The sequence below is a fragment of the Flavobacterium frigoritolerans genome (assembly GCF_025847275.1).
Taxonomy (GTDB): Bacteria; Bacteroidota; Bacteroidia; order Flavobacteriales; family Flavobacteriaceae; genus Flavobacterium; species Flavobacterium frigoritolerans.
In genome coordinates this window covers 1-13,938 of the sequence record NZ_JAOZEV010000001.1, presented here as the reverse complement: position 1 = coordinate 13,938, position 13,938 = coordinate 1, and the positions used below count along the sequence as shown (strand labels likewise).

Sequence of the window (13,938 nt, the reverse complement as noted above, 5' to 3'; positions counted from 1 at the left end):
TAAAACGATGACATCAGCTAAATTATTTATTCTAGGTATAGAGCGAGAATTACTTTGGGTAAATACAAATTATTACAGGTTTACTGCTGGTGATGGCTCAATATCCAGTGACGTTAATGGTGGAATACTTACCGTTTGCTTTGTTTCTCAAGAAGGTGATGATTGTTTTATGCATAATATGACAAAAGAAGTTGAGAAAGAAATAGAGCGAATGGAAAAAGGCGAAATTCATTTTTATAATAGGGGAGATGAAGATTCTCCTGTGCGAAAATATAAATTTAGGGATGCTTATTTAGTGGCTCTTTCCGAAACATTTTATGCTTTTGGAACAGACAATATGCAAACAGTTTTAACTATTTCGCCTGCAATTCAGGATTATGGCAAAGAACTCATAAAGCCGTGGCAAGTATCATGGCTATCACCAAATGAGTCAAATTATTATGTGCCACAAAGAGAGGAGAGCCAAAATATAGTAGAAAATGAAAATCCATGCGATTGTACTACTGACGAAAAAGACAGGCTGCAAAGAGATGTAACCAATAAATGTAAAGGAGGTATTATGAAAAAGTGTACTGATGTTGACAATTGCGGTTTATTATTATCGAAAGAAGCTCAATTTCGAGAATGCATGAGTGCTAGGGTGAAAATTAATACGAAGTGTTTTAAAGGAGGAGATGCAGGACATCAATTACAAGTTCAACAGGCAATAAACGGAATGATTAATTGTCAAAATTTAGCGGTACAAAAATGCGCTCCTAAAGAGCCTAAAAAAATTCCTGTAATAGATGAAAGTTTAAAAGCAAAAATATCTCGAGCAACAGGATTAACGGGTACCGCTTTAATAATTTACATAATTATATCAGAGGGAAGCAGATTGTTCCCGCCAAGAAATTTAGTCCCAATACCATAACCAATTGAAATATTTAATAATGGAAAAGAATAATTTAATAGAAAAAATTAAAATAGCATTTGAAAGAGAAAAATACCCAGGCGACAATAACATAGTCTACAATAATTCTAAAGACCATTTTGAATGCAATGATTTGAAAAATCAATTTATTGGAAAAAAATGGAATGAAATAACAAATGATTTATTGTTTGAGAATAAAGATGCTTTGCCCTTTTTCAGCAAAGAAGGATTCAAATATTATTTGCCCTCATTTATGATTTTTATACTTAACGATTATTATGAATCTGATACACTTTCTGATAATTTGATTAGTTTGTTAACATTGCCACAAGAAATTGATCTAGTCGTTATGGCAAAAGACATTAATAAATTTGAACTTGATAAGAAAGTTCCTGAGTTTGATTTTGAATCTTTTTTATATCAACAATTAGAAACTGTAGACGAGAGAGTTAAATCATTTATAACTCAAGTTAAACTATTAAATAATGAACAAAGTAAATTAGTGTTGCAATTTTTAGAATATGTACAAACTAATTTTTCTAATGAATATATAAATAATCCAATTAAGCCTAAAACAGCAATTAATAGGTATTGGTTTCAATTTGAGTAATTTATATATTCATATTAAAAATAACAAAACTATGATACCACTTAATCACATTAAAATAACGGCTGAAAAGCGTAAGTTTTACACCATGTTTTTCATAACATTCGCTTTTATTTTTGGTTGCTTGTACGTTACATTAATAACCGCAAATAAAGGAGTTGCTGAATTGGAGCAAAAAAATAAATACTACAGTGATATTGCAGTAAAACAAGGTGAAATGAATTTGCTTCTTGACGAAGTATTAATCGAAATTAACGATTTAAGGTTTAAAGACAGGACATTAAACGAACGTAAAAATCTTCAATCTTTAATTAATGAAAAGAGATTTGCAATCAATAATGAAATTCAAAAATCTAAAACTAATTTGACAAATTCTTTTGGGTTATACGAAGAGTTTTTGGTTGAACTTCAGCGTATACAGACTAAAATTGATGTATTAAAAGAAGTTGAAACAGGTTACAATATCAATAAAGTTCAGTTAGAAAAGTGTATTGAAAAACACAATCAGGAAAACAAAAAAAAATAATCCATAATTATGAAAAAAGCTATAGAATTGGATGAAACATATTGGAAAAAAATAAAGTTCAATTTAATATTTATCATTAGTGCTTGTGTTATATATATCGGTGTTACAAAGTTTTTATTAAAAACTCCCAATTTTAATAATACTGATATGCTCAATAGAATTAATGATTATGAAAAAATGCAGAAGATTAAAGTAGATTATGCTAATAAATCAAAAGTGATTTTCAAGACAATTGATACTATAAAGTATGATATTAATCAAGTGCAGCGAATAGATGAAGTAAAAAGAAATATATCAGAATATAAGCAATTGTATAAGGATAATGAATTTCATTCGTCATATAATTTTTGCCTAATTGGCGGAAATTTATTGAACGTTTTTTTAGAAATAAATCTTGAAGAAAGTACCGTCAAGAAAAACGATACCCTTATACAAAGAAGTCTTAACGAATGTAAAGCAAATTTTAAAAATGAACGTTAAAAATAAAACAGTAGTTATCCTTTTGCTTAGCATTGCGGTAATCTTAATTATAGTGGCATTACTATTTCCTTTCAATAAAAAGTTAAGCAATCTTGATTTTTCAATAGTAGATGCTAATGATAATCATCAATATGAATTAAATGAAAAATTATCTTTTAAAATAAATGATAGTACCCTAATATCAGATAAAAAAGCTGTTTGGTATTTTGGAAATGGAGATTCAATTGTAAGCAAGAAAAATGTAGAATATACCTATGAAAAAGCAGGTAAGTATCTAATAACATTGAGGATTGACAATAAATTTGATTTTTCAAAACAAATTAATATTGTTAATGGTAGAGCTTTGACGGCAAAAGATTCTATTCCAAAAATATTCTGTGAGGAGTTTGGTTATGTAGGTGAAGAAATTGTGTTTACTGGATATTCTCCAAGTTCTAATAATTGGTATTGGGAATTTGGTGAAACAGGAACTATTGATTCTTATGAAAAACAAGCCATTTATGTTTTTAATAAACCAGGCATCTATACTGTAAAGTTAGAAACCGACAAAACCAGATATCCGATTACAAGAGAAATAGAAATTTTTCAATTGTATGAGCCATTCAAAGAACCAGTAATTGTTGACTCTTCAAGTATTGTACTAAACGATATAAAAAGACGATTGCAAATTATTGCCAATCTAAGTGCAAGAGATACCAGAGCGTATAAAGATCAGGTTAATTACATAAAGAACAAGTATATATGTAATGATTTATCGGATGTGGTAGTAGTGATTAATGAAGAAAAATATAATGATTTTTTAAGTTACTGTCAGGGACTTCATTATTTAGATGGAAATGCTACCATAATTCAAGAAATAAAATTAGATACCATAAAATGCTTTAAGCAAATAAATATTACACAAAAAACTAAAAAAACAAAGTAATATATGAAAATTAGCATTTTACTTAGATATACTTTTTTGATGTGCTTATTGACTACAAATTCTATTTTTTCGCAGGTAAAAAATAGTACAAGTGTTCTCAAGAAAACAGAAAAGACAATTAATACTTATGATAATGAGAAGCAAAAGGAGAGCGAAAAAACGGAGCTTAAATTAGTTTTTTCTGATAGAACTGATAATAATATTTATGAGGAACCTTATAGTTCTAAAGTAAAAAGTAAAGCAACTATTTTGTTCCCGATGTATGTAATCAATCAGGATAAAAATTATTATGAAGTTGTGGTGGCCGATAAAAAGATGATAGGTAAACCAAAAGGAACTTTATCAGTTTTAAGGAGTAAAAAAAATCATTTTTCTAACGCTAAAGAAGTACAATATTTAGGCTGGATTAAAAAAGATAATGTGATTGAATATAGTAGGGCAATGCAAAACCAAGTTAATCTAAAGTATGTGAGGTATTTTGTAGCTTGTAATACATTAGACAATTTGTTTTCCAGTGATAAAAATGTCAAAAAAAAGGCTCTTTTATTAAAAAACGAACCGAATTTAGAAACAGTAGCTAAAAAAAATATCAAGTTAAATGATTTTGTGTATGTATATAAAATAGACAAAACTACTAAATCAGCTTTTGTATCCAATTTTGATGATATTACAACAAAGGATACCCTTAATCATAAATATGGTTGGGTTCCTATGCAATATCTGAATCCAATAGAGGATAATATGGTTGTAAAACTAAGTACAGCCGATAAACTAGAATTATCTTCTGGGAAAATTACTTTTCAGGCAAATGAACTCTATAGAAATACTTTGTTTATAAATGAAAATCAATCGAGTAAGCCAATCAAGTTTGATAATTTAAGCAAGGTTTTGTTGCCAATTAATATTTGGAATCACGACAAAAATAAAATTACAAATTTAAAAGGCGATGATATTAGCATAAAAACAATTGAACAAATTGCTTCTCAAAGCAAGAATATTAATTTTTATTATGTTTTTGAGAATAATAACTCGACAAAACAGCATTTAAAGAAAACACTTTCGGCATTACAAAATCTAAAACTAACTACTAGTGATGAATTATATGCAAATTATAATTTTACTTATTCGTTTATAGCCAAAGGAAAGTCTAAAAGTTATTATTTGGTAAAATCACCTTCTTTTTCAAAGTGGTTTGATTTAATTGAAAAAAGCATTAAAACACCTGAGGAGATTTCTAAGGAAAACATTTTGCCGAACAACAATAATGGAATTAGTCAATTTTTGAGCTCAGAAGCCAATTTTGAGAATAACTTTTTTATTTTGGCAGGTTTAGATAATTCGATAAATTCTACTTTACCAGATAGTTTCAATGTTTTAGCCAAAAATAATGCTAAATTATTATTCATTCTTTTTGGAAATGAAAATACTGCCGATAATCAGGATTTTATTCTGCAAAGCAAAATGTATTTGAATGAAGCTAGTAATGCAAATAAAAGAAATATTCAAAACTACTATGTAGATCCAAAATTGGTTATAAAAAATGATGAGTTTACCTATAATGGAGAATATGATAATGATTACATCTATAACGCTCCTTTAAAAAGTAATTTTAACGGAGGGATTGTATTTCCTAAATTAAATGGAGAACTTACTCCAGAAACGATTAATAAAGCTATTGACAGCGTTATTAGTAAAACTATAAAAACGAATAACACCTTATTAAAATCATTAACACAATATAAAAATGAATTTAGCTTTTTGAGAAGCCAGCCGAGTCAAAAAATAAATAATTTGATTCAGAATTCTTCACAAAAAGATGGGGTAGATACCAATATTACAAAAAATTATAAAGACGAAACTTTTATAATAAATGCAAAAGATACCCTTAATAGTAATTTGGAAGATAAGGTGCATATTTTACTCACCGAAAGTGAAATTAAGGAACTTCTTGAAAACTATAGAGAGTTAATTAGCAAAGAGTACACAAACGAGAATATCGATAAAGTCGAGATCCTTAATTTTAAGGATAAATGTAAAATGTATGCTGGAAATATTAAAAAAACAGAAAAAATAAGAGCTAGAAGTTCTTTGGCTGATTTGCTTTATTTCAAGACAAGAGTATTTGTTAATAGTCCTCAGCTGCATGAAATAAGAATTAAAGATATCAGAAAGTTTAAGAAAAAACGAGAGGAGTTTAGATCACTTTTTACGGCTTTAAATGCAAAGCTTGAAGTTTTAGAAAAAATGCAACGAAACAGTGCTTTTGAGGTTTTTGATGAGGAATCTCAAATTAAATATTATTATATATCAAAGAATCTTTTATTATAAATAGCGATTATGGAGATTATTAAAACAATAGAAATAGCCAAGCCTTTACATGAAATAATTTTGGAATTATTTTATTTTGAAAGTAAAGCGAAACCTTGTGAACTTACCAAAAATGAAATTTTATGGAAATTAAAAGATTCTAGTATTTCCGAATACCAAATGGAAGAAGTGCTTAACTGGATGGTTCATCATAAAAAACTAAATGAGAATTTAGGGCTTTATAGTTTAGACCGCTTTGAACTTATTGATTTAGAAGAAAAATTTAAAACTGAAAGATTGAATAAAGAAAAAAAACAAGAGCCTATTTTTTTTACTAATTATAGTACTATAAATAACATACATAATGCTGCAAAGCCAAAAGTACTGGAGATATTTGCTCAGTATATATTGCCTACTTTTTTACTGTCGTATATCGTTTTTATCTTTTTCCTGATTAATAAACTGAATAATAGCTTTGAAATTAATAATGACAAAATCGAAGATGTAAGTGAACTTACGCTTACAGAGCCTAAAACAGGGGTTATTAGAAAAAAAGAAGCATTATCGGATAAAGAAGTAAAACGATTGTTTTCTAATCAGCATCAAAACATTTTATATTTAAACAGGACGATTGACTCTTTACAGAAGCAAGTGAATAAAATAAATGAAATTCATACGACTGCTACTTTGGATATAAACAAACAGATAAATTCTCTGCAACCCCAAGTAAATGGGATATTCTTGCATATAGCTGTAGTTCTTTTAGGATTTGTTTTATTGTTTTTTATGAAAAATAATATTAATTAGATATAGAGTGATACTGGTTTTAAATTGTTTTATTAAAATGGGACTCATTCTATGAGCAAGTAAGTTAAGAATGGTCAGTCAGTAGATTCGATCCTATAACATCAGTCGGATATTTTTAAAGTTAGATGGAAATTGGAAAAAAAAGTTTGAAATACTAGATGTGAAAAAGAAATTTGAACATACTACATGTAAGGAAAACTGGAGAAAAGAAGCTGATATGAAAAAAAATATCAGCTCACCTTTCGCCATTTATGTGCTAATTTTAGTTTTTATTTATTTACTAGCATTAATATTATTTTTCAAAAATTCATTTTTTGATTTCAGTATGTTTTCCTATTGGATCGGAGTAGGTTCGTGGATGGTGTTTTATATGAATTCTCAACAAATTATAGACAAAAATCAATTTAAGCAATTCACTATATTAAGTTTGCTAATTCTGATTTTAAGTGCACTTTTACTAATCGTTACAAAAAGTAGTTTTTTAAATTTTCTGATGACTGGATTTCCATTCTTTTATATTGTTTATTTTCGTCTGTTACTATTTTTATTCTATAAAGGCTTTATAAACACTTATAAAAAACCAATTATTCTTTTTGCTTCAAAAGGTGGTAATTGGAAACCTGAGAACCCTACACATGCATATAATATTTCCAAAAAAGAAATAATATTTTCCGATTTACTTTTTTTTGGGCCTATACTATTTGCAGGTGTTGTTGCGTATTTTATACTTCAAAAGTAAATTATTACAATCAGTTTGTTTTAAATAACTTGATTTATGTATCTGAAAGAGTATGATTTATCGAATTGTTTTTTAGTTATTGAGAAAATAGCTGCTTTATTTGATAATGAGATAAAGTGATTTTTTTTCTAATTATTGCCATATTTTATATTTAGAATAATACAATTGATGCATTACTGAAACAAATAAATAAAATTTATGCATTTTTTTTTTAGATTAAAAAAATCAGGTAAATTCTCCGCACCCCAAGTAAATGCTGTATTCTTACATATTAGGATTGTTATTTTTAGATTTATTTCACTATTATTTGTGAAAAATAGTACTAATTGATTTGTTTATGTCGCTTTTAGTTGTATATTCGTACAACAAATTGATTGCGAATCCTCCTCATCTTCCTACAAGAAGCAAATCAAAAAAAGTACGTTAGTACAAAAGAGGTATTCTAAAATCAGTTAGAATACCTCTTTTTTTTGTTAATACTAGTCATACAAAATAAAGAGGATTCTAAAAAAAAACAATTTTTAACAACTTAATTATTTTTATTATGGCATTTAAAGCAATTTTAGAATTCGAAGGAAACGAGTACCAAGTATTATTTTCAAAAGTAGATATGTTAAGACATACTGATGGTAAAGGAGCTGTTTCATCTGAAATCAAAGGAGGTAGATTAAACGTAAGAGTGAAATCTACAGACAATACTACAGTTATTGAGCAGGCTGTAAACAGTCAGCACAAACCAGTAAGTGGAAAAGTAAAGTATTTTAAAGCTGATTCTGAGCAAGTAATGAAAGAACTTTCTTTTGAAAATGCTTTTATTGTTTTCTTTAGTGAGCAATTAGATGCTTTGGCTGAAACTCCAATGGTAACTGAGATCACTTTCTCAGCTGAGAAAATTACATTAGGTAATGCAACATTAGATAACAATTGGGCTAAAATCTAATTTTTCCTTATTGAAACAAGGAGCGGTTTTTTTCCGCTTCTTGTTTTTATAATAACATTAAGACATATAATATAATCTCCAAACTGCATGAAAAGATTAAGGAATATCGCCATTTATTATATTGTTTTAGGAATACTATGTTTTTGTTCTTTTTGGCTTTATGGCTTTTGGAAATTATCAATAATTGGAGTCGTTTTACTGGTAGTCTATTTTCTTTTACGATTTGTTTTTAAAATAAAAAATATTGCTTTTAATATATCAAAAAACAAGCTCATCGTTTGGGATTGTTTCCTGTATCTTCTCCCTATTCTTTTTATAACTTTCTCTTTTTGGTATTTGACTAAACCATTCAATCAAACTATTGTATTGCCAAAAGGTTACCAGGGTGTTGTAACTATAGAATATGATCAAAAAGAAGGACAACCAAAAAAATGGATTGGTGAATTTTTAGGCATGGGTGGGGCTCGATTAATAAAAGTAGACAACAATGGTATAGCAAAAACTCAATTTAAGTACGAGGATAAATACATACCACTGCTAGGAACATATTCTCAGGTTTCTCTAGAGGGGATGAAAATTTATTATGAAAGTAACTTAAATGTTGAAATACCACAGTATTCTTATAATGAGAGTGCTGGAACTGAAGACTTTCAATACGAAAAAATAAAACAGAAAAATTTGCCAATTGCCTATACAACAGCAGTGAATAAACAAAAAAATATAATTGTTGTATGCAAAGTAAAAGAGTACAGTAATTATTTCTATACTGAAAATGAAATAAAAAAAATGGAGGAACAAGGTATTTTTTTAGATTCCTGGTCCAATATTTTAAGAGATCACTATTATAAATAAGACCAATCTATGATACCTATTACTATACAATTCAACGCCTATATTCCTAAAAATCTTGGTAAATCATTGTTAAGTTATTTTGAACATGATTCTCGATTTAACCCAAATAAAATGGCTAATTATTATCAGTTTAGGCAAAAAATACAAGAAATTGACGCTAAAGGTTATGCTTGGTTGCCTGAACCAGGAAACTTTGTGTCAGATTATTATTTTTCTACTGATAAGATTGACTTTCATAATAAACATAATGACCATCATAATCGCTTAAGTCTTATTATGAATCTTGATGCGACAAAAACTGGAAATTATTCTTTATTTGACATGAGTACTATTTTTAAGCATAAATGTGGGGCGACATATAAATCGGGACAACATTCTGATGCCTCACACAGGGTTGAAGCACATATTCAAACAGTTCCTATATATTATGGTGGCGCAAAAACAGGGAGTGTCCCTAGCAAAATAGAATATAAAGGGGTTTGCGAAAAAATCTTAGTAGAAACTTCTGATGAAGTTCCATTAGAAGCAAGCATACAAAATACTTTAAGTGGTACTCACATAAGTCGAGTAGGGGCTAAAATCCCTAATAACACCAGCATTATTAAGGCATCTGCTTCTGCGGGGTATCCATTTACTCCAGGTCTTGTAACGCCTAATATTGATTTTACAATAAAAGCAACAATGTATCGAAACGGGAAAACATTACTAATTACCATTAATGGTGAGCACAATCATTTCCCAGCTTATGAATTAGTAATTGATGGAAAATTAGAGTATAACTATAATCCTGTCGATAATGGTTATACTAATGGGCCTACACCTAATAATTTAAGCCAATCAAAAACATTTACTAAAACAATATACAAACAACTAACCGACTGGGATATAAAATCTTTTAACTCTCCAAAGCAGTTTAATTTTTCAAATAAAAAGGCATTTGGATTCTAGATAATAACAATAATAAAATAGCTATTATGACACCACCAACAATAATCTTCGGAATTGACAGTAAGAAAATATCACATTTTACTAGTATCGAATTGGTACAAGAAATAAATGGGCATCATCAATTTACAATTACAGTGCCCCACTCTGTAGTTGAAAGCCCTTTAGCCTACACTCTGGAAAATGCGCAAGGATGGCTAGGTAAGGTGGTGCATATTATACTAGAAGAGAAAAATAACTTTTTGGGAGTTGTTACCAATATTGACTTTGATCAGCAAATGGGACATTCTGGAAATCATATTATTGTATCAGGTTATTCTAAGACAATATTATTGGAATCAGGTGAGAAATTATATTCTTGGGAAGAATTAACTTTAAAAGATATTGTAAAAGAGGTAGTAAAAAATGGAGCAGGTGAGCAATTGCAAAATGAAATTAATCCTGAATATGCTACTAAAATGGATTATCAGAATCAACATCTCGAAACCGATTTTCAGTTTATCCAACGATTAGCAAAACAATACAACGAATGGCTATATTATGACGGAGAAAAATTAATTTTCGGGAAACCTAAAAGCTTCGATGATCCTATATCATTAACTTATAATACAGACATCTCAAAATTAAAGATATCGGTACAGGCAGTGCCTAATAAATTTAGTGCTTTTACTTACAATGAAAGTACTGATAAACGCTATACAGCAAAATCTAAAGACACAGTAGCTGGTTTACCCAAACTGGGTAACGAAGCATTTGCAAGCTCAAAAGAGGTGTTTGCGACTCCTGCTTATACACACGGAATAGTAAGTACAGGAGATGATTTGGTTTTAGAATCCTTCTTAAAAAAGAAACAGGAAAGTGCGGCTTCTAATGCCAACTATATAAACGCAAGTACTAAAAATTCAAAATTAAAAATAGGTAGTATTGTTAATATACAATCGAGCGTTTTAGAAAACGCGAGTATGGTTACGCAAGAAGTAGGTTCTTATATTATTACAGAAATTACACATTATGCTACACATTTGGGTGAGTATGAAAATAATTTTAGAGCCATACCATCAAAAGTACTTGGCTTGCCTGAACCAGATGTGGCGTATCCGATTGCGCAAACACAGCAAGCTGTTGTAGAAAGTAATACAGATCCAAAAAATAAAGGAAGAATTAGAGTGCAAATGCTTTGGCAACAAGGTACTTCGATGAAAACAGCCTGGCTTCGTGTTATGACTCCAGATGCTGGTAGTAGTGATAAAGTAGGTACAAACCGAGGAATGGTATTTATTCCAGATGTGGGAGATCACGTTATGGTACATTTTCGTTATGGAGACCCTAACAGACCTTTTATTCTTGGAAGCGTCTTTCATGGAAAAAGCGGAGGCGGAGGTGGAAAAGATAACAACCAAAGAAGCTTTGCTACCCGAGGAGGAACTTCACTTGTTCTCGATGAAGAAAAAAACACGTTTACAGCTTCAGACCCAAGTGGTAACATGGTGAAACTTAATGGTGATGGAACAATGACTTTTTTTGCTCCAAATAAAATTGATATACAATCTAAAGAGATCAATCTTATTGCTGATGAAAAGGTGAATATTGATGGTGTAAATGAAGTAAATATCAGCAGTAAAAAAGTACTCACTACAGGTACTGACGAAGTTACAGTTAAAAGTGATACTCAAATTACTGATGAAGCACCAAGTATCAATATAAAAGGGAAAAATACCATTTTGGCAGAAGGAATGGTCGTTGATATTGATGGAAAAACGATGACTAATGTTAAGGGAGGAATTGTAAATTTAAATTAAAACAAAAAATGAATAACGCTCACAATCCTATTGCTGTAAGGGTCGAAAATATTCAAAAAATATGGAATAAAACCAGAGCAGATAAGCCTAAAGCGCAACTGTTTAGTATGGTTTGTTTTACTGAAGATTTTCCTTTAGTAGATGGTTTTATTCGGTTAGAATCTTCAGCATATGGTAAATCAGAAGATTCATTTGTTGCTTTTATTCTTGATTTTTATGATAAAAAAGTTTTTTATACCTCAATTATTGAACAATGGATTGTAACGTTTGAAGAAGACTTGAAAAAAAATCCAGGTTGGAACTGGGAAGACTTTGCCGCTTTTAGAGAAGTATTGCCAGAGATTGATAAACTTAGTATTGAAAATCTTAAAGATTTTTATATAAAAATGCTGATAAGCTTTAAAAAATTTGAGGCTAAAACTGGCAATCTTTTAATTGTTAGTTTTTTAATTAAAAAAGTTAGTGATACCAATTTATTAAAGGAAAGTATAAAAGAGCTCTCTGTTTTATTACCAGCCAATATAGGATTTTTGTTTGTTGACTATCAAGAAAGACAGTTGTATAAAGAAATGATAATCTCTATGAAGGAGAAAGGCACTATCATCGAAATTCCAAATCAGAATATCAATAAAGCCTATAAAGAAATTGCGACTCAGGGGAATCCAAATGACCCACAGGTGAAATATAGAAAATGTTTATTTGAAATTGGTGAAGCTGCAAAAAGTAAAAAACAAGAGAAAGTAAAAAAACTAGGTAACGAACTCATTGATATTAGTAGAAGTACAGGAGAAACCAGTTTTTGGGCTTCTTCCTATCTTATTTATGCTAGCTTTTTATTTCAGTTTAAAGATGAAAAAGAGTTAATTCACGAATTACTGGATAAAGGAATAAAAATAACTACTCCTTTTTATAAAGAAAAAGAAGATGTTGCAGGGATTTTATTGCAACTTTTAGCATACAAAGGATCACATTATAGTATTACAGGGAAGTCAGACAGAGCGATACATTATTTTCTAAAACAAGTAGCGATAGCCAAAGAAATAGAGCAGGAAATGCAAGTTATTAATGGGTATAATTATGCTTTATTATTGGCAGCAAAAAAGAGAGATGGGCAATATGCCGAAATTTTGAATGACGCTTTTGAGTATGGGTATGCTTTGACAGATTCGATGCTTAAAATTATCAATTTTACTTTCATTGCTAATAGTTATTTAGAAGATGATCCCAAAATAGATTATGCAGAAAAAGAGGCTATTGCCAACAGAATGGCCATAATTTTTGGGGCTAATTGGCGTGATACCCCTCGTGAGATAGCCAAACAAATACAAGAAGAATATCCATTAAGCAATACTTACTAGCTATGTTATTAACCGATAATCATTTGACCATTGTGGTGGGTATCGACATCCACTTTACGACCTTACCACCATTTAATCCATTTCATCCCTATATAGGAATAGTAATAGATCCATTTGATTATGTTCCTTTTTTAGGAACCAGTGTACATGTAAATGGATTTAAGCGAGGCAACTCAGACACTAGCGGAATAATAATACCACTGGTACATATTCCTCTTTTTTCACCTTGGGTAATGGCACCAATAATCGGGCATGAAAGCATGAATTTTTTTGCATCAGAAACCGTTTTTTCAGACAGCACACGAATGAGCCCCAAAGGACATATGCTAATGACCTGTAATGATATCGGGCTTCCGCTTTCTATGAGTCTTGGTAAAACCAAAGTAGGAAAAAAAATGTTGCCTTTTGCCCCAACATTATTTGCTCCAACTTCATTTTCATTACCAATTCCTACAGGAAAACCCGTTATGGTAGGAGGCCCTTATCCCCCAGACTGGGGCGGGATGCTAACAGGATTAGCAGCGAGTATCGGGTTTAGTACGCTAATGAAAGTTGGAAAAAAAGCATTCAATAAATTCCTTAAAGGAGCAATTGGTCCCAATAAGTTAAGCCGATTGTTGTGTAAAGCAGGATTTGAGCCCGTAAACCTTGTTAATGGCGCAGTGATTTATGAAGGAAGTGATTTTGATATAGCCAGCCCGATACCCCTGAACTGGGAACGAGCATGGTATTCCGATTCAAAA

The 13,938-nt window shown here is 30.0% G+C and carries 14 protein-coding genes; all 14 read left to right on the top strand.

Going from position 1 to position 13,938, the window contains the following annotated elements; genetic code table 11:
• Positions 1 to 7 precede the first annotated feature (7 nt).
• Complete coding sequence (gene tssD, locus OIU80_RS00070) at positions 8 to 910, top strand: type VI secretion system tube protein TssD (protein WP_264285072.1); 903 nt, start codon at positions 8 to 10, stop codon at positions 908 to 910.
• Positions 911 to 929: 19 nt separating this feature from the next.
• Entirely contained in the window at positions 930 to 1,520 is a 591-nt protein-coding gene (locus OIU80_RS00065; RefSeq protein WP_264285071.1) for a DUF6714 family protein, read from the top strand.
• 31 nt (positions 1,521 to 1,551) lie between these two features.
• Positions 1,552 to 2,043 (top strand): hypothetical protein, encoded by a 492-nt coding sequence (locus OIU80_RS00060; RefSeq protein ID WP_264285070.1) that lies wholly within the window; start codon positions 1,552 to 1,554, stop codon positions 2,041 to 2,043.
• 9 nt (positions 2,044 to 2,052) lie between these two features.
• Positions 2,053 to 2,523 carry a type VI secretion system transmembrane protein TssO gene (gene tssO, locus OIU80_RS00055; protein WP_264285069.1) on the top strand — a complete coding sequence of 157 codons (471 nt, stop codon included), beginning with the start codon at positions 2,053 to 2,055 and terminating at the stop codon, positions 2,521 to 2,523.
• Positions 2,513 to 3,448 carry a PKD domain-containing protein gene (locus OIU80_RS00050; protein WP_264285068.1) on the top strand — a complete coding sequence of 312 codons (936 nt, stop codon included), beginning with the start codon at positions 2,513 to 2,515 and terminating at the stop codon, positions 3,446 to 3,448. The genes tssO and OIU80_RS00050 overlap by 11 nt, the downstream gene beginning before the upstream one ends.
• Positions 3,449 to 3,451: 3 nt before the next feature.
• Positions 3,452 to 5,776 carry a type VI secretion system protein TssR domain-containing protein gene (gene tssR, locus OIU80_RS00045; protein WP_264285067.1) on the top strand — a complete coding sequence of 775 codons (2,325 nt, stop codon included), beginning with the start codon at positions 3,452 to 3,454 and terminating at the stop codon, positions 5,774 to 5,776.
• Between the two features lie 9 nt (positions 5,777 to 5,785).
• Complete coding sequence (locus OIU80_RS00040; RefSeq protein ID WP_264285066.1) at positions 5,786 to 6,562, top strand: DUF5457 domain-containing protein; 777 nt, start codon at positions 5,786 to 5,788, stop codon at positions 6,560 to 6,562.
• 160 nt (positions 6,563 to 6,722) lie between these two features.
• Positions 6,723 to 7,301, top strand: a complete 579-nt coding sequence (locus OIU80_RS00035) for a hypothetical protein (RefSeq protein ID WP_264285065.1) — start codon at positions 6,723 to 6,725, stop codon at positions 7,299 to 7,301.
• Positions 7,302 to 7,845: 544 nt separating this feature from the next.
• Positions 7,846 to 8,241, top strand: coding sequence for a type VI secretion system tube protein TssD (tssD, locus tag OIU80_RS00030; protein ID WP_229986988.1), 396 nt, complete (start codon positions 7,846 to 7,848; stop codon positions 8,239 to 8,241).
• 87 nt (positions 8,242 to 8,328) lie between these two features.
• The gene (locus OIU80_RS00025; protein ID WP_264285064.1) at positions 8,329 to 9,093 is read left to right on the top strand and encodes a hypothetical protein; all 765 of its coding nucleotides are present in this window, start codon (positions 8,329 to 8,331) and stop codon (positions 9,091 to 9,093) included.
• A gap of 9 nt (positions 9,094 to 9,102) precedes the next feature.
• Positions 9,103 to 10,041 (top strand): hypothetical protein, encoded by a 939-nt coding sequence (locus OIU80_RS00020; RefSeq protein ID WP_264285063.1) that lies wholly within the window; start codon positions 9,103 to 9,105, stop codon positions 10,039 to 10,041.
• A gap of 26 nt (positions 10,042 to 10,067) precedes the next feature.
• Positions 10,068 to 11,837, top strand: coding sequence for a type VI secretion system Vgr family protein (locus OIU80_RS00015; RefSeq protein ID WP_264285062.1), 1,770 nt, complete (start codon positions 10,068 to 10,070; stop codon positions 11,835 to 11,837).
• An 8-nt stretch (positions 11,838 to 11,845) separates the two neighbouring features.
• Positions 11,846 to 13,195, top strand: a complete 1,350-nt coding sequence (locus tag OIU80_RS00010; RefSeq protein WP_264285061.1) for a hypothetical protein — start codon at positions 11,846 to 11,848, stop codon at positions 13,193 to 13,195.
• Positions 13,196 to 13,197: 2 nt separating this feature from the next.
• On the top strand, positions 13,198 to 13,938 hold a 741-nt coding region (locus OIU80_RS00005; RefSeq protein WP_264285060.1), incomplete at its 3' end, for a DUF6531 domain-containing protein.

Excerpts from the sequence above, each read along its gene's own strand:
- tssD (WP_264285072.1), top strand. The coding sequence starts at position 8 with ATGACATCAGCTAAATTATTTATTCTAGGTATAGAGCGAGAATTACTT.
- OIU80_RS00065 (WP_264285071.1), top strand. The coding sequence starts at position 930 with ATGGAAAAGAATAATTTAATAGAAAAAATTAAAATAGCATTTGAAAGA.
- OIU80_RS00060 (WP_264285070.1), top strand. The coding sequence starts at position 1,552 with ATGATACCACTTAATCACATTAAAATAACGGCTGAAAAGCGTAAGTTT.
- tssO (WP_264285069.1), top strand. The coding sequence starts at position 2,053 with ATGAAAAAAGCTATAGAATTGGATGAAACATATTGGAAAAAAATAAAG.
- OIU80_RS00050 (WP_264285068.1), top strand. The coding sequence starts at position 2,513 with ATGAACGTTAAAAATAAAACAGTAGTTATCCTTTTGCTTAGCATTGCG.
- tssR (WP_264285067.1), top strand. The coding sequence starts at position 3,452 with ATGAAAATTAGCATTTTACTTAGATATACTTTTTTGATGTGCTTATTG.
- OIU80_RS00040 (WP_264285066.1), top strand. The coding sequence starts at position 5,786 with ATGGAGATTATTAAAACAATAGAAATAGCCAAGCCTTTACATGAAATA.
- tssD (WP_229986988.1), top strand. The coding sequence starts at position 7,846 with ATGGCATTTAAAGCAATTTTAGAATTCGAAGGAAACGAGTACCAAGTA.
- OIU80_RS00025 (WP_264285064.1), top strand. The coding sequence starts at position 8,329 with ATGAAAAGATTAAGGAATATCGCCATTTATTATATTGTTTTAGGAATA.
- OIU80_RS00020 (WP_264285063.1), top strand. The coding sequence starts at position 9,103 with ATGATACCTATTACTATACAATTCAACGCCTATATTCCTAAAAATCTT.
- OIU80_RS00015 (WP_264285062.1), top strand. The coding sequence starts at position 10,068 with ATGACACCACCAACAATAATCTTCGGAATTGACAGTAAGAAAATATCA.
- OIU80_RS00010 (WP_264285061.1), top strand. The coding sequence starts at position 11,846 with ATGAATAACGCTCACAATCCTATTGCTGTAAGGGTCGAAAATATTCAA.